The organism is Streptomyces sp. NPDC015130, assembly GCF_043080005.1.
In the GTDB taxonomy this organism is placed as follows: Bacteria; Actinomycetota; Actinomycetes; order Streptomycetales; family Streptomycetaceae; genus Streptomyces.
The window spans coordinates 224,505-246,201 of sequence record NZ_JBIBVC010000002.1 but is presented as its reverse complement, the minus strand read 5'-3'; the positions used below and the strand labels follow the sequence as shown (position 1 = coordinate 246,201).

General features: G+C 71.7%; 18 protein-coding genes. 17 read left to right on the top strand and 1 reads right to left on the bottom strand.

What is annotated here, in order from left to right; all coding sequences use genetic code 11:
* The first annotated feature begins 3 nt into the window (after positions 1-3).
* From murF to ACF08F_RS04375, 12 genes are all read left to right on the top strand, one after another.
* Positions 4-1,425, top strand: coding sequence for a UDP-N-acetylmuramoyl-tripeptide--D-alanyl-D-alanine ligase (gene murF, locus ACF08F_RS04430; RefSeq protein ID WP_392296986.1), 1,422 nt, complete (start codon positions 4-6; stop codon positions 1,423-1,425).
* Positions 1,422-2,492, top strand: a complete 1,071-nt coding sequence (gene mraY, locus ACF08F_RS04425) for a phospho-N-acetylmuramoyl-pentapeptide-transferase (protein ID WP_150271166.1) — start codon at positions 1,422-1,424, stop codon at positions 2,490-2,492. The genes murF and mraY overlap by 4 nt, the downstream gene beginning before the upstream one ends.
* Positions 2,474-3,913, top strand: coding sequence for a UDP-N-acetylmuramoyl-L-alanine--D-glutamate ligase (gene murD, locus ACF08F_RS04420; RefSeq protein WP_392296985.1), 1,440 nt, complete (start codon positions 2,474-2,476; stop codon positions 3,911-3,913). The genes mraY and murD overlap by 19 nt, the downstream gene beginning before the upstream one ends.
* 52 nt (positions 3,914-3,965) lie before the next feature.
* Positions 3,966-5,306: a putative lipid II flippase FtsW gene (gene ftsW, locus ACF08F_RS04415; RefSeq protein WP_392296984.1), complete on the top strand. Its 1,341-nt coding sequence runs from the start codon at positions 3,966-3,968 to the stop codon at positions 5,304-5,306.
* 6 nt (positions 5,307-5,312) lie between these two features.
* Positions 5,313-6,407 (top strand): undecaprenyldiphospho-muramoylpentapeptide beta-N-acetylglucosaminyltransferase, encoded by a 1,095-nt coding sequence (gene murG / locus ACF08F_RS04410; RefSeq protein WP_392296983.1) that lies wholly within the window; start codon positions 5,313-5,315, stop codon positions 6,405-6,407.
* Positions 6,408-6,427: 20 nt separating this feature from the next.
* The gene (locus tag ACF08F_RS04405; RefSeq protein WP_392296982.1) at positions 6,428-7,231 is read left to right on the top strand and encodes a cell division protein FtsQ/DivIB; all 804 of its coding nucleotides are present in this window, start codon (positions 6,428-6,430) and stop codon (positions 7,229-7,231) included.
* A gap of 282 nt (positions 7,232-7,513) precedes the next feature.
* The gene (gene ftsZ, locus ACF08F_RS04400; RefSeq protein WP_392296981.1) at positions 7,514-8,728 is read left to right on the top strand and encodes a cell division protein FtsZ; all 1,215 of its coding nucleotides are present in this window, start codon (positions 7,514-7,516) and stop codon (positions 8,726-8,728) included.
* On the top strand, positions 8,725-9,465 hold the full coding sequence (gene pgeF / locus ACF08F_RS04395) for a peptidoglycan editing factor PgeF (RefSeq protein ID WP_392296980.1): 741 nt from the start codon (positions 8,725-8,727) through the stop codon (positions 9,463-9,465). The genes ftsZ and pgeF overlap by 4 nt, the downstream gene beginning before the upstream one ends.
* Positions 9,462-10,181 carry a YggS family pyridoxal phosphate-dependent enzyme gene (locus ACF08F_RS04390; RefSeq protein ID WP_392296979.1) on the top strand — a complete coding sequence of 240 codons (720 nt, stop codon included), beginning with the start codon at positions 9,462-9,464 and terminating at the stop codon, positions 10,179-10,181. The genes pgeF and ACF08F_RS04390 overlap by 4 nt, the downstream gene beginning before the upstream one ends.
* A 140-nt stretch (positions 10,182-10,321) precedes the next feature.
* The gene (locus ACF08F_RS04385; protein WP_359672855.1) at positions 10,322-10,942 is read left to right on the top strand and encodes a cell division protein SepF; all 621 of its coding nucleotides are present in this window, start codon (positions 10,322-10,324) and stop codon (positions 10,940-10,942) included.
* Positions 10,943-11,023: 81 nt separating this feature from the next.
* Positions 11,024-11,314, top strand: coding sequence for a YggT family protein (locus tag ACF08F_RS04380; RefSeq protein ID WP_055644055.1), 291 nt, complete (start codon positions 11,024-11,026; stop codon positions 11,312-11,314).
* A gap of 61 nt (positions 11,315-11,375) precedes the next feature.
* Positions 11,376-12,476, top strand: coding sequence for a DivIVA domain-containing protein (locus ACF08F_RS04375; protein WP_392296978.1), 1,101 nt, complete (start codon positions 11,376-11,378; stop codon positions 12,474-12,476).
* Positions 12,477-13,291: 815 nt separating this feature from the next.
* On the opposite strand, the gene ileS is transcribed toward ACF08F_RS04375, so the two are convergent.
* Positions 13,292-16,435 carry an isoleucine--tRNA ligase gene (ileS, locus tag ACF08F_RS04370; RefSeq protein WP_392296977.1) on the bottom strand — a complete coding sequence of 1,048 codons (3,144 nt, stop codon included), beginning with the start codon at positions 16,433-16,435 and terminating at the stop codon, positions 13,292-13,294.
* Positions 16,436-17,005: 570 nt separating this feature from the next.
* Between ileS and ACF08F_RS04365 the strand changes: the two genes are divergently transcribed.
* The 5 genes from ACF08F_RS04365 (at position 17,006) to ACF08F_RS04345 (ending at position 21,656) form a co-directional block, all read left to right on the top strand.
* Positions 17,006-17,779 (top strand): TraR/DksA family transcriptional regulator, encoded by a 774-nt coding sequence (locus ACF08F_RS04365; RefSeq protein WP_392296976.1) that lies wholly within the window; start codon positions 17,006-17,008, stop codon positions 17,777-17,779.
* Positions 17,780-17,846: 67 nt separating this feature from the next.
* Complete coding sequence (gene lspA, locus ACF08F_RS04360; protein ID WP_392296975.1) at positions 17,847-18,434, top strand: signal peptidase II; 588 nt, start codon at positions 17,847-17,849, stop codon at positions 18,432-18,434.
* 116 nt (positions 18,435-18,550) lie between these two features.
* A complete protein-coding gene (locus ACF08F_RS04355) occupies positions 18,551-19,492 on the top strand; it encodes an RluA family pseudouridine synthase (protein ID WP_392296974.1) in 942 nt (313 codons plus the stop codon).
* Positions 19,489-19,956, top strand: a complete 468-nt coding sequence (locus tag ACF08F_RS04350) for a GNAT family N-acetyltransferase (RefSeq protein ID WP_392296973.1) — start codon at positions 19,489-19,491, stop codon at positions 19,954-19,956. Before ACF08F_RS04355 ends, ACF08F_RS04350 begins: the two co-directional genes overlap by 4 nt.
* Before the next feature lie 113 nt (positions 19,957-20,069).
* Complete coding sequence (locus ACF08F_RS04345) at positions 20,070-21,656, top strand: Na+/H+ antiporter (RefSeq protein ID WP_392296972.1); 1,587 nt, start codon at positions 20,070-20,072, stop codon at positions 21,654-21,656.
* Positions 21,657-21,697: the final 41 nt, after the last annotated feature.

Genomic DNA, 21,697 nt, shown 5'->3' with positions numbered 1-21,697 from the left:
GCAGTGATCGCCCTCTCCCTCGCCGAGATCGCCGAAATCGTCGGCGGGCAGACGCACGACATACCGGATCCGGCCGCCCGGGTGACCGGGTCCGTCGTCATCGACTCCCGTGAGGTGCGGCCCGGCAGCCTCTTCGTCGCCTTCGCCGGCGAGCACGTCGACGGCCACGACTACGCGGAGCGCGCCGTGCAGGCGGGAGCGACGGCCGTACTCGCCGCCCGCCCCGTCGGCGTCCCCGCGGTCGTCGTGGACGACGTCCAGGCCGCGCTGGGGGCCCTAGCCCGCGCGGTCGTGCGGCGGCTCGGCACCGACGTCGTCGCCCTCACCGGCTCCGCCGGCAAGACCTCGACGAAGGACCTGATCGCCCAGGTCCTCGACCGGCACGCGCCCACCGTGTGGACGCCCGGCTCCCTCAACAACGAGATCGGCCTGCCGCTCACCGCGCTGAAGGCCACCGACGACACCCGGCACCTGGTCCTGGAGATGGGTGCCCGGGGCATCGGCCACATCCGCTACCTCACCGGCCTCACCCCACCCCGTATCGGCCTCGTCCTCAACGTGGGCACCGCCCACATCGGCGAGTTCGGCGGCCGGGAGCAGATCGCCGTGGCCAAGGGCGAGCTCGTCGAGTCCCTGCCCTCCGCCGAGGAGGGCGGTGTCGCCGTCCTCAACGCCGACGACCCGCTCGTCCGCGCGATGGAGAGCCGCACCAAGGCCCGCGTGGTCCTCTTCGGCGAAGCGGACGAAGCGGCCGTACGGGCCGAGAACGTCCTCCTCACAGAGAACGGACAGCCTTCTTTCAGGCTTCACACACCCACCGGGTGCAGCGACGTGACCTTGCGCCTGTACGGTGAGCACCACGTGTCGAACGCGCTCGCCGCGGCCGCCGTCGCGCACGAGCTGGGCATGCCTGTCGAAGAGATCGCCACCGCGCTCTCCGAGGCCGGCACCCTGTCGCGCTGGCGCATGGAGGTCACCGAGCGTCCGGACGGCGTGACGATCGTCAACGACGCCTACAACGCCAATCCCGAGTCCATGCGAGCCGCCCTGCGCGCGCTCGCGTCCATGGGCCGGGCCGCACAGGCCCGAGGGGCTCGTACGTGGGCGGTGCTCGGCAAGATGGCCGAGCTCGGTGACGCATCGCTCGTCGAGCACGACGCGGTCGGACGGCTCGCCGTCCGGCTCAACGTCAGCAAGCTCGTCGCGGTCGGGGACAGGGAAGCGTCCTGGCTGCAACTGGGCGCATATAACGAGGGTTCGTGGGGTGAGGAGTCGGTGCACGTGTCCGACGCGCAGGCGGCTGTCGACCTGTTGCGCAGTGAGCTGCGCCCGGGGGACGTCGTCCTTGTGAAGGCTTCCAGGTCGGTCGGTCTCGAACGGGTCGCGCTGGCCCTCCTCGACACCGAGGGCGAGGCCGGACGATGAGGCAGATCCTCTTCGCGGGGGCCATCGGGCTCTTCCTGACCCTGATCGGCACCCCGCTGCTCATCAAGCTGCTCGCCCGCAAGGGGTACGGGCAGTTCATCCGCGACGACGGCCCGCGCGGCCACGCCGGGAAGAAGGGCACGCCCACCATGGGCGGCATCTCCTTCATCCTGGCCACGCTCATCGCGTACGCCCTGGCCAAGGTCATCACCGGTGAGGACCCGACGTACTCGGGCGTCCTGGTGCTGTTCCTCATGGCCGGCATGGGCCTGGTCGGCTTCCTCGACGACTACATCAAGATCGTCAAGCAGCGTTCGCTGGGCCTGCGGGCCAAGGCGAAGATGGCCGGCCAGCTGATCGTCGGCATCGCCTTCGCGGTGCTCGCGCTCCAGTTCTCCGACTCGCGCGGTCTCACCCCGGCCTCCGAGAAGCTCTCGTTCATCACGGACTTCGGCTGGACCATCGGCCCGGTGCTCTTCGTGATCTGGGCGCTCTTCATGATTCTCGCCATGTCCAACGGCGTGAACCTGACGGACGGTCTGGACGGCCTGGCCACCGGTGCCTCGGTGATGGTCTTCGGCGCGTACACCTTCATCGGGCTCTGGCAGTTCCAGGAGTCCTGTGCGAACGCCATGACCCTGACCAACCCCAACGCCTGCTTCGAGGTGCGCGACCCGCTGGACCTCGCGGTCGTCGCCTCCGCCCTGATGGGTGCCTGCTTCGGCTTCCTGTGGTGGAACACCTCGCCCGCCAAGATCTTCATGGGTGACACCGGCTCGCTGGCCCTCGGCGGCGCGCTGGCCGGTCTCGCCATCTGCTCCCGTACGGAGCTCCTGCTGGCCCTGCTCGGCGGCCTGTTCGTGCTGATCACGATGTCCGTGGTCATCCAGGTCGGCTCGTTCAAGATGACCGGCAAGCGCGTCTTCCGGATGGCCCCCCTCCAGCACCACTTCGAACTCAAGGGGTGGTCCGAGGTCCTGGTCGTCGTCCGGTTCTGGATCATCCAGGGCATGTGCGTGATCGTGGGCCTGGGCCTCTTCTACGCGGGATGGGCAGCAGAGAAGTGACAGAACAGCTCGACTGGAACGGCAAGAAGGTCACCGTCGCGGGGCTCGGGGTGTCCGGCATCCCGGCCGCCCGCGTCCTGCACGGCCTCGGCGCGCTCGTGACCGTCGTCAACGACGGCGACGACGAGCGCTCCCGGGCCCAGGCGGCCGACCTGGAGGCGGAGGGCATCACCGTCCGCCTCGGCGACGGGGCCACCCTGCCGACCGGCACCGAGCTGATCGTCACCACCCCCGGCTGGCGGCCCGACAAGCCGCTCTTCACGGCCGCCGCCGAGGCGGGCGTGGAGATCTGGGGCGACGTCGAGCTGGCCTGGCGCCTCCGCGGCCCCGGGGCCGCCCCCTGGCTCGCGGTCACCGGCACCAACGGCAAGACCACGACCGTGCGGATGCTCGCCTCGATCCTGGAGGCGGCCGGCCTGCGGACCGCCGCCGTCGGCAACATCGGGGTCTCGCTCCTCGACGCCGTCCTCGGCGAGGAGACATACGACGTCCTCGCCGTCGAGCTCTCCAGCTACCAGCTCCACTGGGCCCCCTCGGTGCGCGCCCACTCGGCCGCCGTGCTCAACCTGGCGCCCGACCACCTCGACTGGCACGGCTCGATGGAGGCGTACGCCGCCGACAAGGGCCGGATCTACGAGGGCAACCAGGTCGCCTGCGTCTACAACGTCGCCGACAAGGCCACCGAGGACCTGGTCCGTGAGGCCGACGTCGAGGAGGGCTGCCGCGCCATCGGCTTCACCCTCGGCACCCCCGGCCCGTCGCAACTGGGCGTCGTCGAGGGCATCCTCGTGGACCGCGCCTTCGTCGAGAACCGGCAGAAGAACGCCCAGGAGCTCGCCGAGGTCGCCGACGTCCAGCCCCCGGCCCCGCACAACATCGCCAACGCCCTCGCGGCCGCCGCCCTCGCCCGCGCCTTCGGCGTCGACGCGAAGGCCGTACGCGACGGACTGAAGGCCTTCCGGCCGGACCCGCACCGCATCGAACTGGTCGAGGAGGTCCAGGGAGTCACGTACGTCGACGACTCCAAGGCCACCAACACCCACGCCGCCGAAGCCTCGTTGGCGGCCTACGACCCGATCGTCTGGATCGCCGGCGGACTCGCCAAGGGCGCCGTCTTCGACGAGCTCGTGGAGAAGTCGGCGAAGCGCCTGCGAGGGGCCGTCCTGATCGGCGCCGACCGCGCGCTGATCCGCGAAGCCCTGGCGCGACACGCCCCGGAGGTACCGGTGGTGGACCTCGACCGGACCGACACTGGGGCGATGTCCGAGGCGGTCCGGGAAGCGGCCCGGCTGGCCCGCCCGGGGGACACGGTGCTCCTCGCCCCGGCCTGCGCCTCGATGGACATGTTCACCAACTACAACAAGCGCGGCGAGGCCTTCGCGGACGCGGTCCGCGCCCTCGCCGCCACCGGGGACGCCTGACCCCGGTGGGAGGGTCCGGCCGGACCGGGCACGACCAGAGGGGGCAGCGACCATGCCGAGCAAGATCGCGGGGACACGCCGGCCTTCCGCCGTACGCGGCGGAGGGCGGGCCCCGGCGACCCCGCGGCGACCTCGCGGCGGGGGAGTGCGACGGCTCCACGAGCGGGCGCTGAAGGCCTGGGACCGGCCCCTCACGGCGTACTACGTGATCATCGGCGCCGCCCTGCTCATCACCATGCTCGGCCTGGTGATGGTCTTCTCCGCCTCGATGATCACGGCCCTCCGCTACGACCTCGTGCCCTCCTACTTCTTCCGGAAGCAGTTCTTCGCCGCGCTCCTGGGCACCGGACTGCTCATGGCCGCCTCCCGGATGCCGGTGAAGCTGCACCGGGCGCTGGCCTACCCGATCCTGGTCGGCGCGGTCTTCCTGATGGTGCTCGTGCAGATCCCCGGGATAGGGCACTCGGTCAACGGCAACCAGAACTGGATCTCGCTCGGCGGCCCCTTCCAGCTCCAGCCCAGCGAGTTCGGCAAGCTGGCGCTGATCCTCTGGGGGGCCGACCTGCTCGCCCGCAAGCAGGACATGCGGCTGCTGACCCAGTGGAAGCACATGCTGGTCCCGCTGGTCCCGGTGGCCTTCATGCTGCTCGGTCTGATCATGCTCGGCGGCGACATGGGCACCTCGATCATCCTCGCCGCGATCCTCTTCGGCCTGCTGTGGACGGCCGGCGCGCCCACCCGGCTCTTCGTCGGAGTGCTCTCCGTCGCCGGCGCGATCGGCGTGCTGCTGATCAAGACGAGTGACAACAGGATGAAGCGCTTCGACTGCATCGGCGCGACCGACCCCGGCGGCGAGGGAGCCCCCTGCCTCCAGGCCGCGCACGGAATCTATGCTCTGGCCTCGGGCGGATGGTTCGGTTCCGGACTCGGTGCGAGTGTGGAGAAATGGGGCCAACTCCCCGAAGCGCACACCGACTTCATCTTCGCGGTCACCGGTGAGGAACTGGGTCTCGCGGGGACGCTGTCGGTACTCGCCCTGTTCGCGGCTCTAGGCTATGCGGGTATCCGCGTGGCCGGACGCACGGAGGACCCCTTCGTGAGGTACGCCGCGGGAGGCGTGACCACCTGGATCACGGCGCAGGCCGTGATCAACATCGGTGCGGTGCTCGGCTTGCTGCCGATCGCCGGAGTCCCGCTCCCGCTGTTCTCGTACGGGGGGTCGGCCCTGCTGCCGACCATGTTCGCCGTCGGGCTCCTCATCGCCTTCGCGCGACAGGATCCCGCCGCGAAAGCGGCCCTGGCCATGCGCCGCCCCGGCTGGGGCAAGCGGGCCGGGGTGAGATGGAAGTCGATGCGACGGCGCGTCAAGAAGCGCCCGTCCGGAGAGCGGTGAATTTCGGTGCATGTCGTACTCGCCGGCGGGGGGACCGCCGGCCACATCGAGCCCGCGCTGGCCCTCGCGGACGCCCTGCGCAGGCAGGACCCCAGCGTGGGGATCACAGCGCTGGGCACGGAAAAGGGTCTGGAGACCCGGCTCGTGCCCGAGCGGGGCTACGAGTTGGCGCTCATCCCCGCCGTACCGCTGCCCCGTAAGCCCACCCCCGAGCTGATCACCGTCCCCGGACGGCTCCGCGGCACCATCAAGGCCGCCGAGCAGATCCTGGAGCGCACCAAGGCCGACTGCGTCGTCGGCTTCGGCGGCTACGTGGCGCTGCCGGGCTATCTCGCGGCCAAGCGGCTCGGGGTGCCGATCGTGGTCCACGAGGCCAACGCACGGCCCGGGCTGGCCAACAAGATCGGTTCGCGGTACGCGGCCGGGGTCGCCGTCGCGACCCCGGACAGCAAGCTGCGCAACGCCCGCTACATCGGCATCCCGCTGCGGTACACCATCGCGACCCTAGACCGGGCGCGGGTGCGCCCCGAGGCGCGCGCGGCCTTCGGGCTCGACCCGAACCTGCCGACGCTGCTCGTCTCGGGCGGCTCGCAGGGCGCCCGGCGGCTCAACGAGGTCGTCCAGCAGGTCGCCCCGGTGCTCCAGCGGTCCGGCATCCAGATCCTGCACGCGGTCGGCCCGAAGAACGAACTGCCGCGCGTCGACAACATGCCCGGTATGCCGCCGTACGTGCCGGTACCGTACGTGGACCGGATGGATCTCGCGTACGCCGCCGCCGACATGATGCTCTGCCGCGCGGGCGCGATGACCGTCGCCGAGCTCTCCGCCGTCGGGCTGCCGGCCGCGTACGTCCCGCTGCCCATCGGCAACGGCGAACAGCGGCTCAACGCCCAGCCGGTGGTCAAGGCGGGCGGCGGACTCCTCGTCGACGACGCGGAGCTGACGCCGCAGTGGGTGCAGGGCAACGTCCTGCCCGTACTGGCCGATCCGCACCGGTTGTACGAGATGTCCCGCGCCGCCGCCGAGTTCGGCCGCAGGGACGCCGACGACCTGCTCGTCGGCATGGTGTACGAGGCGATCGCCGCCCGCCGGCAGGCGTAGCGGCGGCGAAGGGCGGAAGCGTGGCAGCCGGATCGACGACCGCCGAGAAGAGCGGCGCGAAGAAGCCGAAGGGGTCGTCGGAGCGGTCGTCCCGCACCAGCACCCGGAATCCTCGATTCCGGGTGCCCGCCGCCCGGGTGCTCCTCGTCGCGCTCGGACTCGTCGCGCTCACCGCCGGAGTGATCTGGGCGCTCTACGGATCGACCTGGTTCCGTGTGGAACGTGTGAAGACTTCCGGCACCGCGGTCCTGACCCCGGGCGAGGTCGAGGCGGTCGCCGCCGTCCCGACGGGCGCGCCGCTCGTCTCGGTCGACACCGACGAGATCGAGGCGCGGCTCCGGCAGGCGTTCCCGCGCATCGAGTCGGTCGAGGTCGCCCGGTCGTGGCCGCACGGAATCGGTCTGAAAGTGACGGAACGGAAGCCCGTTCTCCTGCTGGAAAAGGGCACGAAGTTCATCGAAGTGGACGCGGCCGGCGTCCGGTTCGCCACCGTCGGCACCGCCGTCCGGGGCGTCCCCCGGCTCGTCCTCGACGTGGCCTCCTCGCCCAGCCTGCGCCGCTTCGACGCGGACCGGCTGCTGGGCGAGGCGGTCCGCGTCAGGGGTGAACTCCCGGAGCAGATCGCCCGGAACACTCGTGTCGTCCGCGTCACCTCGTACGACTCCGTCACTCTGGAACTGACCGGCGGGCGCAGCGTCTTCTGGGGGAGCGCCGAGCACGGTCCGGTGAAGGCCAAGGTGCTGACCGCTCTCATGAAGGCCTCGCCCAAAGCGGGGCACTTCGATGTAAGTGCCCCCACGGCACCCGCTTCGTCCGACAGTTGACGGCCATCGGCCCTGGCCAGCACCCTGGTTGGCCAGCGCTCCGGGTGATCACATAGGGTGAAAAGAAAAACGGGAGGTTCGGCGTGTTCGTTGAACGTGCGCCGCTTGTCGACTTAGTGTCCTGTTCGGAAGAGTCCAGCGAACAGCGACACTAGTAACCCTAAACTTCAACGTTAGGGTTCGGGTCGGCGTTCCGGACCGCCCCAATCGGCATCCGTCGTCTGCAGCGCGACCAACCACCGCGTAGCGGCGACACGTAACTCGAGGCGAGAGGCCTTCGACGTGGCAGCACCGCAGAACTACCTCGCAGTCATCAAGGTCATCGGTGTCGGCGGCGGTGGTGTCAATGCCATCAACCGAATGATCGAGGTCGGCCTCAAGGGCGTCGAGTTCATCGCGATCAACACCGACGCGCAAGCGCTGTTGATGAGCGACGCCGACGTCAAGCTCGACGTCGGCCGCGAACTCACCCGTGGCCTGGGCGCCGGGGCCAACCCGGCCGTCGGTCGCAAGGCGGCAGAGGACCACCGTGAGGAGATCGAGGAGGTCCTCAAGGGGGCCGACATGGTCTTCGTCACCGCCGGCGAGGGCGGCGGCACCGGCACCGGCGGCGCGCCCGTCGTCGCCAACATCGCCCGCTCGCTCGGCGCCCTGACGATCGGCGTGGTCACCCGCCCCTTCACCTTCGAGGGCCGGCGTCGCGCCAACCAGGCGGAGGACGGCATCGCCGAGCTCCGCGAAGAGGTCGACACCCTCATCGTCATCCCGAACGACCGACTGCTCTCGATCTCGGACCGCCAGGTCTCCGTGCTCGACGCCTTCAAGTCGGCCGACCAGGTGCTGCTGAGCGGCGTCCAGGGCATCACCGACCTCATCACCACCCCGGGTCTGATCAACCTCGACTTCGCCGACGTCAAGTCGGTCATGTCCGAGGCCGGATCCGCCCTCATGGGCATCGGTTCCGCCCGTGGCGACGACCGCGCGGTGGCCGCCGCGGAGATGGCGATCTCCTCGCCGCTCCTGGAGGCCTCCATCGACGGCGCCCGCGGCGTGCTGCTCTCCATCTCCGGCGGCAGCGACCTCGGCCTCTTCGAGATCAACGAGGCCGCGCAGCTGGTCAGCGAGGCGGCCCACCCCGAGGCCAACATCATCTTCGGTGCGGTCATCGACGACGCCCTCGGCGACGAGGTCCGGGTCACGGTCATCGCGGCCGGCTTCGACGGCGGCCAGCCGCCGGCCCGCCGGGACAACATCATCGGCTCGGTCTCGGCCAAGCGCGAGGAGCCGGCTCCGGCGCCCCGCGTCAGCGAGCCCTCCCGCCCGCTGGGCGGACTCGGCACGGTGGCCCCCCGCGAGGAGCCGGCCCCCGTCCCGGTCGAGCCCGTCCCGGTCGTCAACGAGACCCCGCTGACGCCGGCCCCGCCGGTCGTCCCGCCGGCCCGTCCGTACGCGGACTCCCAGGCCGAAGAGCTGGACGTCCCGGACTTCCTGAAGTGATAGGGCAGTACTCCGACGCGAACGGCGCGCACTTCGCCTTCACCGACAGGTGGGGCGGGGTGAGCGCCGTTCCGTACGAGGAGCTCAACCTCGGCGGCGCGGTCGGGGACGACCCCGAGTCCGTACGGACCAACCGGGCGCTGGCCGCCGGCGCCCTCGGGCTCGACCCGGCGCGGGTCGTCTGGATGAACCAGGTGCACGGCGCCGACGTCGCCGAGGTCACGGGCCCCTGGAGCGGCGAGGCCGTCCCGGCGGTCGACGGTCTCGTGACCGCGACCCGCGGACTCGCCCTCGCCGTCCTCACCGCGGACTGCGTGCCCGTCCTGCTCGCCGATCCCGTCGCCGGGGTCGTGTCCGCCGCCCACGCCGGGCGGCCCGGGATGGTCGCGGGGGTCGTCCCCGCCGCCGTCGAGGCCATGATCCGCCTCGGCGCCGACCCCGCCCGGATCGTCGCCCGCACCGGCCCCGCCGTCTGCGGGCGGTGCTACGAGGTGCCGGAGACCATGCGTGCCGAGGTCGCCGAGACCGAGCCCGCCGCCTGGGCCGAGACGAGCTGGGGCACCCCCGCCGTCGACGTCACCGCCGGGGTGCACGCCCAGCTCGAACGGCTCGGGGTGACCGACCGGCGGGCCAGTGAGGTCTGCACCCGGGAATCCGGTGACCACTACTCGTACCGCCGCGACCGCACCACCGGGCGACTCGCGGGATATGTCTGGTTGACCCAGGAAGAGACATGACGGACCGGAAGTCGCAACTCGCCGAGAATCTGGCCCACGTGGAGGAGCGGATCGCCGCCGCCTGCGCCGCCGCCGGACGCCCGCGGGAGGAGGTGACCCTGATCGTGGTCACCAAGACCTACCCCGCGAGCGATGTGCGGCTGCTGCACGGACTGGGCGTGCGGCACGTCGCCGAGAACCGGGACCAGGACGCCGCCCCCAAGGCCGCCGCGTGTGCCGACCTTGATCTGACCTGGCACTTCGTGGGCCAGTTGCAGACCAACAAGGTCCGGTCCGTGGTGGGTTATGCCGATGTGGTGCAGTCCGTCGACCGATTGAAGCTCGTTTCCTCTCTGTCCGCGGCCGCGGAGAAGGAGGGGCGGGAGCTCGGCTGTCTGCTCCAGGTCGCGCTCGACGCCGAGTCCGGGGAACGCGGCGCCCGGGGCGGCGTGTCGCCGGAGGGCGTCGAGGAGTTGGCGCACGCGGTGGACGGCGCTCCCGGGCTGCGGCTCGACGGCCTGATGACCGTCGCGCCGCTCTCCGGTCCGTACGCGGGCAGACAACGCGCCGCCTTCGACCGGTTGATGGATTTGTCGACTGCCCTGCGCGCGACCCGTCCTGCTGCGAACATGGTGTCAGCAGGGATGAGTGCGGACCTCGAGGAGGCCGTCGCTGCCGGGGCGACACACGTACGCGTCGGTACGGCGGTACTCGGCGTCCGCCCGAAGCTCGGGTAACGTCGCGAAGCAAGTCGGACCACAGCAGAAAATATGGTCATTCCGCAGAACGGCGGGGTGGCCCGTGGATCGCGGGCACTTCGTGGCGCTGCGACATGGGGCCTGTACGGCGATCCACCACAGAGCGGAGGACTCAGAGAATGGCCGGCGCGATGCGCAAGATGGCGGTCTACCTCGGCCTCGTGGAGGACGATGGGTACGACGGCCGGGGCTTCGACCCCGACGACGACTTCGAACCCGAGCTGGAGCCGGAGCCCGAGCGCGAGCGGCGCCACACCCCTCCGCGACAGATCGAGCGCGAGGAACCGGTGCGTGTGGTGCAGCCCCCGGCACCCCGGGAACCGATCGCTCATTCTGTCCCGGTACTCGCCGAAAGCGGACGTCCGGCCCGAATTGCCCCCGTGGCATCCATCACACCCGAACGCCCGAGCCTGGAGAAGAACGCACCGGTGATCATGCCCAAGGTCGTGTCCGAGCGGGAGCCCTACCGCATCACCACGCTGCACCCCCGGACCTACAACGAGGCCCGTACCATCGGGGAACACTTCCGTGAGGGCACCCCCGTGATCATGAACCTCACGGAGATGGACGACACGGACGCGAAGCGACTTGTCGACTTTGCCGCCGGACTCGTCTTCGGGCTCCATGGCAGCATTGAGCGCGTGACGCAGAAGGTGTTCCTGTTGTCGCCTGCTAACGTCGATGTCACGGCGGAGGACAAGGCCCGGATCGCAGAGGGCGGATTCTTCAACCAGAGCTGAGAACGGAACCGGACGGACCGGCCGCGACGACGCGGCCGGAACAAGTGAGAGCACGTAAGCCAGGGGAGAGGGAAACGCGGGATGGGCGTCGCACTACAGGTGGTCTACATCGTGCTGATGTGCTTCCTCGTCCTCCTGATCGTCCGGCTGGTCATGGACTACGTCTTCCAGTTCGCGCGTTCATGGCAACCCGGTAAGGCGATGGTGGTCGTTCTGGAGGCCACCTACACTGTCACCGATCCACCGCTCAAGCTTCTGCGGCGGCTCATCCCGCCGCTGCGTCTCGGGGGCGTGGCACTCGACCTGTCCTTCTTCGTTCTGATGATCATCGTCTACATCCTGATCTCCCTCGTGAGCAGGTTCGCCGGGTGAAGGTGAAAGTGGACGATACGGTCTTGCCGACTGCCGACGACTACGTAGAGGTGAAGAAGAGATGGCGCTGACCCCCGAGGACGTGCGGAACAAGCAGTTCACGACCGTCCGCCTCCGAGAAGGCTATGACGAGGACGAGGTCGATGCCTTCCTCGACGAGGTCGAGGCCGAGCTGACCCGCCTGCTCCGCGAGAACGAGGACCTGCGCGCCAAGCTGGCCGCCGCGACGCGTGCCGCCGCGCAGAACCAGCAGCAGCAGGGCATGCGCAAGCCCCCGGAGCCGCAGGATCGTCCCGTCGGTCCCGGCGCCCCCGTGCCCGCGGCCATATCCGGACCGCCGGTCCAGCAGCAGCCGCCGCAGATGGGCCCGCCGCAGCTGCCTTCCGGTGCCCCCCAGCTTCCCGCCGGCCCCATGCAGGGCGGCCCCATGCAGGGCGGGCCCATGGGCCCCGGCCCGATGCAGGGTGGCCCCATGCAGGGTGGACCGATGGGTCCCGGCCCGATGCAGGGCGGCCCCATGGGTCACCCGCAGCAGCAGATGCAGCAGCAGCCTCCGCAGGCCCCGGGCGGCGACAGCGCCGCGCGTGTCCTCTCGCTGGCCCAGCAGACCGCCGACCAGGCGATCGCCGAGGCCCGCTCCGAGGCCAACAAGATCGTCGGCGAGGCGCGCTCCCGCGCCGAGGGCCTGGAGCGGGACGCCCGCGCCAAGGCGGACGCTCTTGAGCGGGACGCGCAGGAGAAGCACCGCGTCGCGATGGGCTCCCTGGAGTCCGCCCGCGCCACGCTGGAGCGCAAGGTCGAGGACCTGCGCGGCTTCGAGCGCGAGTACCGCACGCGCCTGAAGTCGTACCTGGAGTCGCAGCTGCGTCAGCTGGAGACCCAGGCCGACGACTCGCTGGCTCCGCCGCGGACCCCGGCGACGGCCTCGCTGCCGCCGGCGCCCTCGATGGCCTCGGCCGGCGCGAGCGCCCCGTCCTACGGCGGCAACGGCGGCATGGGCGGCGCGCCGTCCATGGGCGGTGCGCCCTCGTACGGCGGTCAGCAGCAGATGTCCCCGGCCATGACCCAGCCGATGGCTCCGGTCCGGCCGCAGGCTCCCCAGCCGATGCAGCAGGCGCCGGCGCCGATGCGGGGCTTCCTGATCGACGAGGACGACAACTGACGGCGGGCGGTCGCGCGATGAGCGCGTAGCCGTCGGCAGGCTGCAAGGGCCGGGCCCCGGGTAACACCGGGGCCCGGCCCTTCGCCGTACCCGGCAGGGGCACCCCGCGGCGCGGCCGACACGGGCGGGGCGGCAGACGGGCACGGGCCCGCACGCGGGGAGGGCGGGCTGCGGGTGCGGCCGGCGGTGGGCGCCTGCGGCGGGCGATCCCCCACCCCGCCCCTTCCCGAAACCGGGGCACTGCCCCGGACCCCGACCAAGACACGGGGCTTCGCCCCGGGCCCCGGGCAGGTGGGGCCAGGCCCCCGGACCTCGTGCGGGACACGGGGCGCTGCCCCGGAGCCCGAGCAGGTTCTCGGGCTCCGCCCCGGCCCCCGGCCCCGGACCTCGGGCCCGGCCCCCGGCCCCGGACCTCGGGCCCGGCCCCCGGCCCCGGACCTCGGGCCCGGCCCCCGGCCCCGGCCCCCGGCCCCCGGCCCCGGCCCCCGGCCCCGGCCCCCGGCCCCGGCCCCCGGCCCCGGACCTCGGGTCCCGGCCCCCGGCCCCGGACCCCGGCCCCGGCCCCCGGCCCCGGACCTCGGTCTCCGGCCCCCGGCCCTCGGACCTCGGGCGGGACATGGGGCTCCGCCCCGGACCTCTGGCGCTGCGCCAGACCCTGGGCGCTGCCCCGGACCCCGGGCAGGTGGGGCTCGGCCCCGCCCTCTGGGCGCGCCGCGACACCCCCACCCGCCCCCGGCAAGGTTTCGGGAAGGGGCGGGGTGGGGGAACGCAAAGGCCCGGCCCCCTTTCGGGGGCCGGGCCTTTTGGGGTGGGTGTTACGCCTTGCGGAGGCGGAACGTCAGGGCGAGGGAGTCGTCCGTGAACGGGGTGCCGTACGTGGCGTCCGCCTCGCCTTCGGCGTGGTCCGTCGCGAGGACCTCGTCCGCGATGAGCCCGGCGTGGGCCGCCAGCGCCTCCGTCGTCTCCGGGGAGGTCGACGTCCAGCGCAGGGCGATCCGGTCCGCCACGTCCAGGCCGCTGTTCTTGCGGGCCTCCTGGATCAGGCGGATCGCGTCGCGGGCGAGACCGGCGCGGCGCAGCTCCGGGGTGATCTCCAGGTCGAGCGCGACGGTCGCGCCCGCGTCGGAGGCCACCGACCAGCCCTCGCGGGGGGTCTCCGTGATGATGATCTCCTCGGGGGTGACGGTGATGTCCTCACCGTTCACCGAGAGCGTCGCCTCGCCCGAGCGGAGGGCCAGCGACAGCGCCGCCGCGTCCGCCGCCGCGACCGCCTTCGCCACGTCCTGGACGCCCTTGCCGAAGCGCTTGCCCAGGGCCCGGAAGTTGGCCTTCGCCGTCGTGTCGACGAGCGAGCCGCCGACCTCGGAGAGGGAGGCCAGGGAGGAGACGTTGAGCTCCTCCGTGATCTGGGCCTGGAGGTCCGCGGAGAGGGCCGCGAAGCCCGTCGCCGCCACCAGGGCCCGGGACAGCGGCTGGCGGGTCTTGACGCCCGACTCCGCGCGCGTGGCCCGGCCCAGCTCCACCAGACGGCGTACCAGCAGCATCTGCTCGGAGAGGGTCCGGTCGATCAGGGCGGCGTCCGCCTCCGGCCAGGTGGCGAGGTGGACCGACTCGGGGGCGTCCGGGCTCACCGGCACCACCAGGTCCTGCCAGACCCGCTCCGTGATGAACGGGGTCAGCGGGGCCATCAGGCGCGTGACCGTCTCGATCACGTCGTGGAGGGTCCGCAGGGCCGCCTTGTCGCCCTGCCAGAAGCGGCGGCGCGAGCGGCGCACGTACCAGTTGGAGAGGTCGTCGACGAAGGCCGAGACCAGCTTGCCGGTGCGCTGGGTGTCGTAGGACTCCATCGCCTCGGTCGTCTCGGCGACCAGGGTGTTCAGCTCGGAGAGGAGCCAGCGGTCGAGGACCGTGCGGTCGGCCGGGGCCGGGTCCGCGGCGCTCGGCGCCCAGCCGGACGTACGGGCGTACAGAGCCTGGAAGGCGACCGTGTTCCAGTACGTCAGGAGCGTCTTGCGGACGACCTCCTGGATCGTGCCGTGGCCCACCCGGCGCGCCGCCCACGGCGAGCCGCCGGCCGCCATGAACCAGCGGACCGCGTCGGCGCCGTGCTGGTCCATGAGCGGGATCGGCTGGAGGATGTTGCCCAGGTGCTTGGACATCTTCCGGCCGTCCTCGGCGAGGATGTGGCCCAGGCAGACCACGTTCTCGTAGGACGACTTGTCGAAGACCAGCGTGCCGACCGCCATCAGCGTGTAGAACCAGCCGCGGGTCTGGTCGATGGCCTCGGAGATGAACTGCGCCGGGTAGCGGGACTCGAAGAGTTCCTTGTTCCGGTACGGGTAGCCGTACTGCGCGAACGGCATCGAGCCCGAGTCGTACCAGGCGTCGATGACCTCCGGCACCCGGGTGGCCTCCAGCGAGCAGCCCTCCGTGGGGCAGCCGAAGGTCACCGCGTCGATGTACGGGCGGTGCGGGTCGAGCTCCGACTGGTCGGTGCCCGTCAGCTCGGTGAGCTCGGCGCGGGAGCCGACACAGGTGAGGTGGTCGTCCTCGCAGCGCCAGATCGGCAGCGGGGTGCCCCAGTAGCGGTTCCGGGAGAGCGCCCAGTCGACGTTGTTGGTCAGCCAGTCGCCGAAGCGGCCGTGCTTGACCGAGTCCGGGAACCAGTTCGTCCGCTCGTTCTCCGCGAGCATGCGGTCCTTGACCGCCGTCGTGCGGATGTACCAGGACGGCTGCGCGTAGTAGAGCAGCGCCGTGTGGCAGCGCCAGCAGTGCGGGTAGCTGTGCTCGTACGCGATGTGGCGGAAGAGCAGGCCGCGCGCGTCCAGGTCGGCGGTGAGCGCCTCGTCGGCCTTCTTGAAGAAGACGCCGCCGACCAGCGGCACGTCCTCCTCGAAGGTGCCGTCGGGGCGGACCGGGTTCACGACCGGCAGGCCGTACGCCTTGCAGACCTTGAGGTCGTCCTCACCGAAGGCGGGGGACTGGTGGACCAGACCCGTACCGTCCTCGGTCGTCACGTACTCGGCGTTGACCACGTAGTGGGCCTCGGCCGGGAAGTCGACCAGCTCGAAGGGGCGCTGGTAGGTCCAGCGCTCCATCTCGGCGCCCGTGAAGGACTCGCCGGTGGTCACCCAGCCCTCGCCGAGCGCCTTCTCCAGGAGAGGCTGCGCGACGACGACCCGCTCGTCGCCGTCGGTCGCGACGACGTAGGTCACCTCGGGGTGGGCGGCGACCGCCGTGTTGGACACCAGGGTCCACGGGGTCGTCGTCCAGACCAGGAGCGCCGCCTTGCCCGCGAGGGGGCCGGACGTGAGCGGGAAGCGGACGTAGACCGACGGGTCGACGACCGTCTCGTAGCCCTGGGCCAGCTCGTGGTCGGAGAGACCGGTGCCGCAGCGCGGGCACCAGGGGGCGACCCGGTGGTCCTGGACCAGCAGGTCCTTGTCGAAGATCTGCTTCAGCGACCACCAGACCGACTCGATGTACGAGGGGTCCATGGTCCGGTACGCGTCGTCCAGGTCGACCCAGTAGCCCATGCGGGTCGTCAGCTCGGCGAAGGCGTCCGTGTGGCGGGTCACCGACTCGCGGCACTTGTCGTTGAACTCGGCGATGCCGTAGGCCTCGATGTCCTTCTTGCCGGAGAAGCCGAGCTCCTTCTCGACGGCGAGCTCGACCGGCAGGCCGTGGCAGTCCCAGCCGGCCTTGCGGGCCACGTGGTAGCCGCGCATGGTCCGGAAGCGGGGGAAGACGTCCTTGAAGACGCGGGCCTCGATGTGGTGCGCGCCGGGCATGCCGTTCGCGGTGGGCGGGCCCTCGTAGAACACCCACTCGGGGCGTCCCTCGGACTGCTCCAGGGTCTTCGCGAAGACCTTGTTGTCGCGCCAGAAGTCGAGCACGTCGTGCTCCAGCGCGGGCAGGTCGACCTGGGCGGGCACCTGGCGGTACTGCGGCGGTGTCATCGAGATTCCTCCGGCGGACTGTCGTCGTTCCGTCGGAGGGACGAGAGCGCTGCTCCCGCGGTACCACCCTCCTTGGCCCCGGGCAGCCACGCGCGCCCTGAGCCCCCTCATTGGGGTCGCGACGCCGGGTCTAGTCGCCGCGCTCTCGCACGGCTTTCTTCCGACGGCTCCGGGGTGATGCTTCACATCGGGCTCGCCCCCGGGCTCTCACCGTCCCCGGGTCGCTCATGGCTGCGTACGACGCTACTCGTCCCCATCCAAGCCTTTCGCTGTGCCCAGTGTACGGGCCGCGACGGGGGGTGGCCGACCCGTTTTCCCGCACCCCTGAAGGGCACCCGTACCGCCACCCGAATGGCCATACGAAGCGGGGCGGAGTTCCCCTGCGGCCATGTGGGGGAGGGGTGGGGCGGATTACCGGGCGGGGAGCTGGGCACAACGGAGGCAGGCCCGCCCCGTGGGGAGCGGGGGCGGGTGGGAACGGCGGCGTGCCCCGTTGCCGCGGGCCCTGGGCCGATTTATCGTCCCAGCACGATTCGCGAGCAAGATCACAAAATGTGAAGGGGCCGCGACATGGTGGCGAAGAAGACCGCCGCGAAGAAGTCCGCGACCGCCGATTCCACCGGTGCGACGGCCGTGGACGGCAAGGACGTGGCCGGGAAGAGGTCGACCGCCGCCCGGAAGGCGGTCGGCGGCAAGGCCGCGGCGAAGAAGACGGGTACGGCGGCCCCTGCCCGGAAGACGGCGGAGACGGCGGCCGGGGCCGCGGAGGCCGCCGAGGAGACCCCCGCCGCGCACGCCCCGGCCAGGAAGGCCGCGGCGAGGAGGACGGCCGCCAGGAAGGCGACCGCCGCGAAGAAGCAGACAGGAGCCAGGACGGTGGCAGCGAAGAAGACCGCGGGTGGCGTGACGACGGCCGAGGACGAGGCCGCGGTGCCCTCGGCCCGTACCGGGGAGCTCGCGGTCCGCCCCGGCGAGGACCCCTGGACGCCGGAGGAGGTCGAGGAGGCCCGCAGCTCGCTCCAGGCGGAGGTCCTGCGGCTGCGCAGCGAGCTCGTCCACTCGCGGGAGGAGCTCACCGGCCTCATGCGGGACTCGGGCGACGGCGCGGGCGACGACCAGGCCGACACCGGCACCAAGAACATCACCCGCGAGCACGAGCTCGCGCTCGCCGCGAACGCCCGGGAGATGCTGGAGCAGACCGAGCACGCCCTGGAACGGCTCGACGCGGGCACCTACGGCCTTTGCGAGGTGTGTGGGAAGCCCATCGGCAAGGCGCGGATGCAGGCCTTCCCCCGGGCCACCCTCTGCGTGGAGGACAAGCAGCGCCAGGAGCGGCGCGGCTGACGGTCTCGTACGCCTGTGCCGTACCCTCGGGGCACGGTCAGGCATCGAGGTCGAGGGACTCACTCACGTGGCAGAGGCGGAGCGCATCATCGGTACGCCGGATTCAGCAGGGGCCGACGAGTCGGCGGCCTCCGACGACGGCACGGCCGCTCCCGAGGAGCAGCCCAGGGGCAGGCGCAGGATCGTCGCGCTGCTCGTGGTGGCCGTGCTGGCCTACCTGCTCGACCTGGGCAGCAAGATGCTGGTGGTCGCCAAGCTGGAGGGCCGCGAGGCCATCCCGCTGATCGGGGACCTGCTGCGCCTCGACGCGATCCGGAACCCGGGCGCGGCCTTCGGCATGGGCGAGGCCTTCACGATCGTCTTCACCTGCATCGCCGCGGTCGTGATCATCGTGATCTTCCGGCTGGCGCGGAAGCTCTACAGCCTGCCCTGGGCCATCGCCCTCGGTCTGCTGCTCGGCGGGGCGCTCGGCAACCTCACGGACCGGATCTTCCGCTCGCCGGGCGTCTTCGAGGGCGCGGTCGTGGACTTCATCGCCCCCGCGCACTTCGCCGTCTTCAACCTCGCCGACTCGGCGATCGTCTGCGGCGGCATCCTCATCGTGATCCTGTCCTTCCGGGGCGTGGACCCGGACGGGACCGTCCACAAGGACTGACGGGGACCGGGCGGGACCGCCCACAGGGCCGGGCGGGGTCGTCCGCCGGGCCCGGTGGGGCCCGGCCGGGAGCCCGGCCCGTACGGATCACCTCCCGCGCAAGGCATACTCGACGGGTGAGTACGAGTCCCGAGATCCGCACGCTGCCCGTTCCCGATGGCCTGGAGGGCGAGCGCGTCGACGCCGCCATCGCCCGGATGTTCGGGTTCTCCCGCACGAAGGCGGCCGAGCTGGCCGCCGCAGGCAAGGTCCAGGTCGACGGCTCCGTCGTCGGCAAGTCCGAGCGGGTCAGCGGCGGCGCGTGGCTCGAGGTCGAGATGCCCGGGGCGCCCGCGCCCGTGCAGATCGTCGCCGAGCCCGTCGAGGGCATGGAGATCGTCCACGACGACGACGACATCGTCGTGATCATGAAGCCGGTCGGCGTCGCCGCGCACCCCAGCCCCGGCTGGACCGGCACCACGGTCATCGGCGGCCTCGCCGCCGCCGGCTACCGCATCTCCACCTCCGGCGCCGCCGAGCGCCAGGGCATCGTGCACCGCCTCGACGTCGGCACCTCCGGCCTGATGGTGGTCGCCAAGTCCGAGTACGCGTACACCTCGCTCAAGCGCCAGTTCAAGGAGCGCACGGTCGACAAGCGCTACAACGCGCTGGTCCAGGGCCACCCCGACCCGATGAGCGGCACCATCGACGCACCGATCGGCCGGCACCCGAACCACGACTACAAGTGGGCCGTCACCGCCGAGGGCAAGCCCTCCGTCACGCACTACGACCTCATCGAGGCGTACCGCTCGGCCTCGCTGCTCGACATCAAGCTGGAGACGGGCCGCACCCACCAGATCCGGGTGCACATGTCCGCCCACCGCCACCCCTGCGTCGGTGACCTCACCTACGGCGCCGACCCGACGCTCGCCAAGCGCCTCGGCCTGACGCGGCAGTGGCTGCACGCCGTCCGCCTCGGCTTCGAGCACCCCGGCGACGGCTCGTGGGTCGAGTTCTCCAGCACCTACCCCGAGGACCTCCAGAAGGCCCTGGACCGGATCGCCTCGGAGAGCCGGTGACCACCGCGTACAGCGTCCGCGAGGCGCTCGGCCCCGAGGACCGCGAGGCCTGCTTCGCGGTCCGCCGTGAGGTCTTCGTGGTGGAGCAGGGCGTTCCGCAGGAGCTGGAGTACGACACGTACGACGCGACCGCCGTGCACGTGCTCGCGGTGCGCGAGGACGGGCTGCCGCTGGGGACCGGCCGCCTGCTCTTCGGGGCGGACGCGGTCGGCAGGACCGGCGCCGACACCTCGGTGGGCTCGCTCGGCCGCCTCGCGGTCTCCGAGGCCGCGCGCGGCCTCGGCGTCGGCGCGGCCCTCGTGCGGGGCATCGAGGAGGCGGCGCGCGAGCGCGGTCTGACCGCCGTCGACCTGCACGCGCAGACCCACGCGCTCGGCTTCTACGAGCGGCTCGGCTACGAGGCGTACGGGCCCGAGTTCCCGGACGCCGACATGCCGCACCGGGCCATGCGAAGGGCCCTGTAGGCCGGAGGTCCACCCCGGGGCGGGCCGGACACCGCGTCCGTCTTCCGGGCTCCGTCGGGACGGTCACGGGGGGCAGTTGCTATGAAAACGGACATACGTGGCAGGGTGTGTCCGTGGATCAATTGGCCCTGTTGTTCTTGCTGCTGCTCGGCGCCCTGCTCACCGTTCCCCTCGGTGACCGGCTCGGACTGCCCGCCCCCGTCCTGATGACGCTCGTCGGGATCGCGCTGGCCTTCCTGCCGTTCGTGCCGACCGTCGAGATCCCGCCGGAGTTCATCCTCCCGCTGGTGCTGCCGCCCCTCCTGTACGCCTCCGTGCAGCGCACGTCCTGGCGGCAGTTCGCGGCGAACAGACGGCCCATCTTCCTGCTCGCGGTCGCGCTCGTCTTCGTGACCACCGCCGCCGTCGGCGCGGTCGCGCACGCGCTCGTGCCCGGCATCTCGCTGGCCGCCGCGATCGCGCTCGGCGCCCTCGTCGCGCCGCCCGACCCGGTCGCGGCGACCGCCGTCGCCGGCTCGCTCGGGCTGCCGCGGCGGCTCGTGTCGATCCTGGAGGGCGAGGGCCTCTTCAACGACGTCACCGCGATCGTGCTGTACCACGTGGCGATCGCCGCCGTGGTCAGCGGCTCCTTCTCCTGGCCCGAGGCGATCGGCGAGTTCGTGCTGTCCGCGGTGGTCGCCACCGTCCTCGGCCTGGTGCTCGGCTGGCTCACCAACAAGCTCATCGGGCTCCTGGGGGACGCCACGCTCCAGACCGGGCTCACCCTCCTCGTCCCCTTCGTGAGCTACGTCCTCGCGGAGGAGCTGCACGGCTCCGGCGTCCTCGCGGTCCTGATCACCGCCCTCTTCCTCGCCGAGCACTCGGCCGACGCCGACGACGTCATGGGCCGGCTCGCCGGACAGACCTTCTGGCAGATCGTGGACACCCTCGTCACCGGCATCGCCTTCGGGCTCATCGGTCTGGAGCTCGTGCACGTCTTCGGGGTGGCCGAGGGGCGCGGCTGGGAGATGCTCGGCTGGGGGGCCGCGGTGGTCGGCGTCGTCGTCGGGGTCCGGCTGCTGTGGCTGCTGCCCGCCACTTGGCTGGCGAAGCGGCTCCACACGCGCCGGGACGTCGACGAGGAGATCCCGATGAGCTGGCGGGAGACCGTCGTCATGTGGTGGGCGGGGATGCGCGGGGTGGCCTCTGTGGCGCTGGCGCTTGCCATCCCGCTCCGTACCGACGACGGCGAGCCCTTCCCGGGCCGCGACGAGATCGTCTTCATCGCCTTCTGTGTGATCATCACCACCCTCGTCTTCCAGGGGCTCACCCTGCCCTGGCTGGTCCGGAAGCTCGGGGTCCGGGCCGACGCCGACGCGGAGCGGGCGCTGGAGCGGGATCTGGCCGTCCGGGCCGCGAAGGCGGCCAAGCGCAGGCTCAAGGAGATCGAGGAGGTCGAGGAGCTGCCCGAGGAGGTCCAGGAGCGGCTGCTGCGCGGGGCGTACGACATCGGGGCGCGGATCAGTCCGGACATGGTCGACGAGGAGCGCCGGGCCGCGTTCGTCGAGCGGACGAAGCGGTTCAAGGCGGTGCAGCGGATCCAGCGGGAACTGATGTCGGCCGCCCGGCACGAGGTGCTCTCGGCCCGCAGCGAGCCGGGCGCCGACCCGGAGGTGGTGGACCGGGTGCTGCGGCAGCTGGACGTGCGGAGCATGCGGTGAGTCCGGCGCCGGGTGAGCGGTGCGGCCGGCGGTCCGGGTGA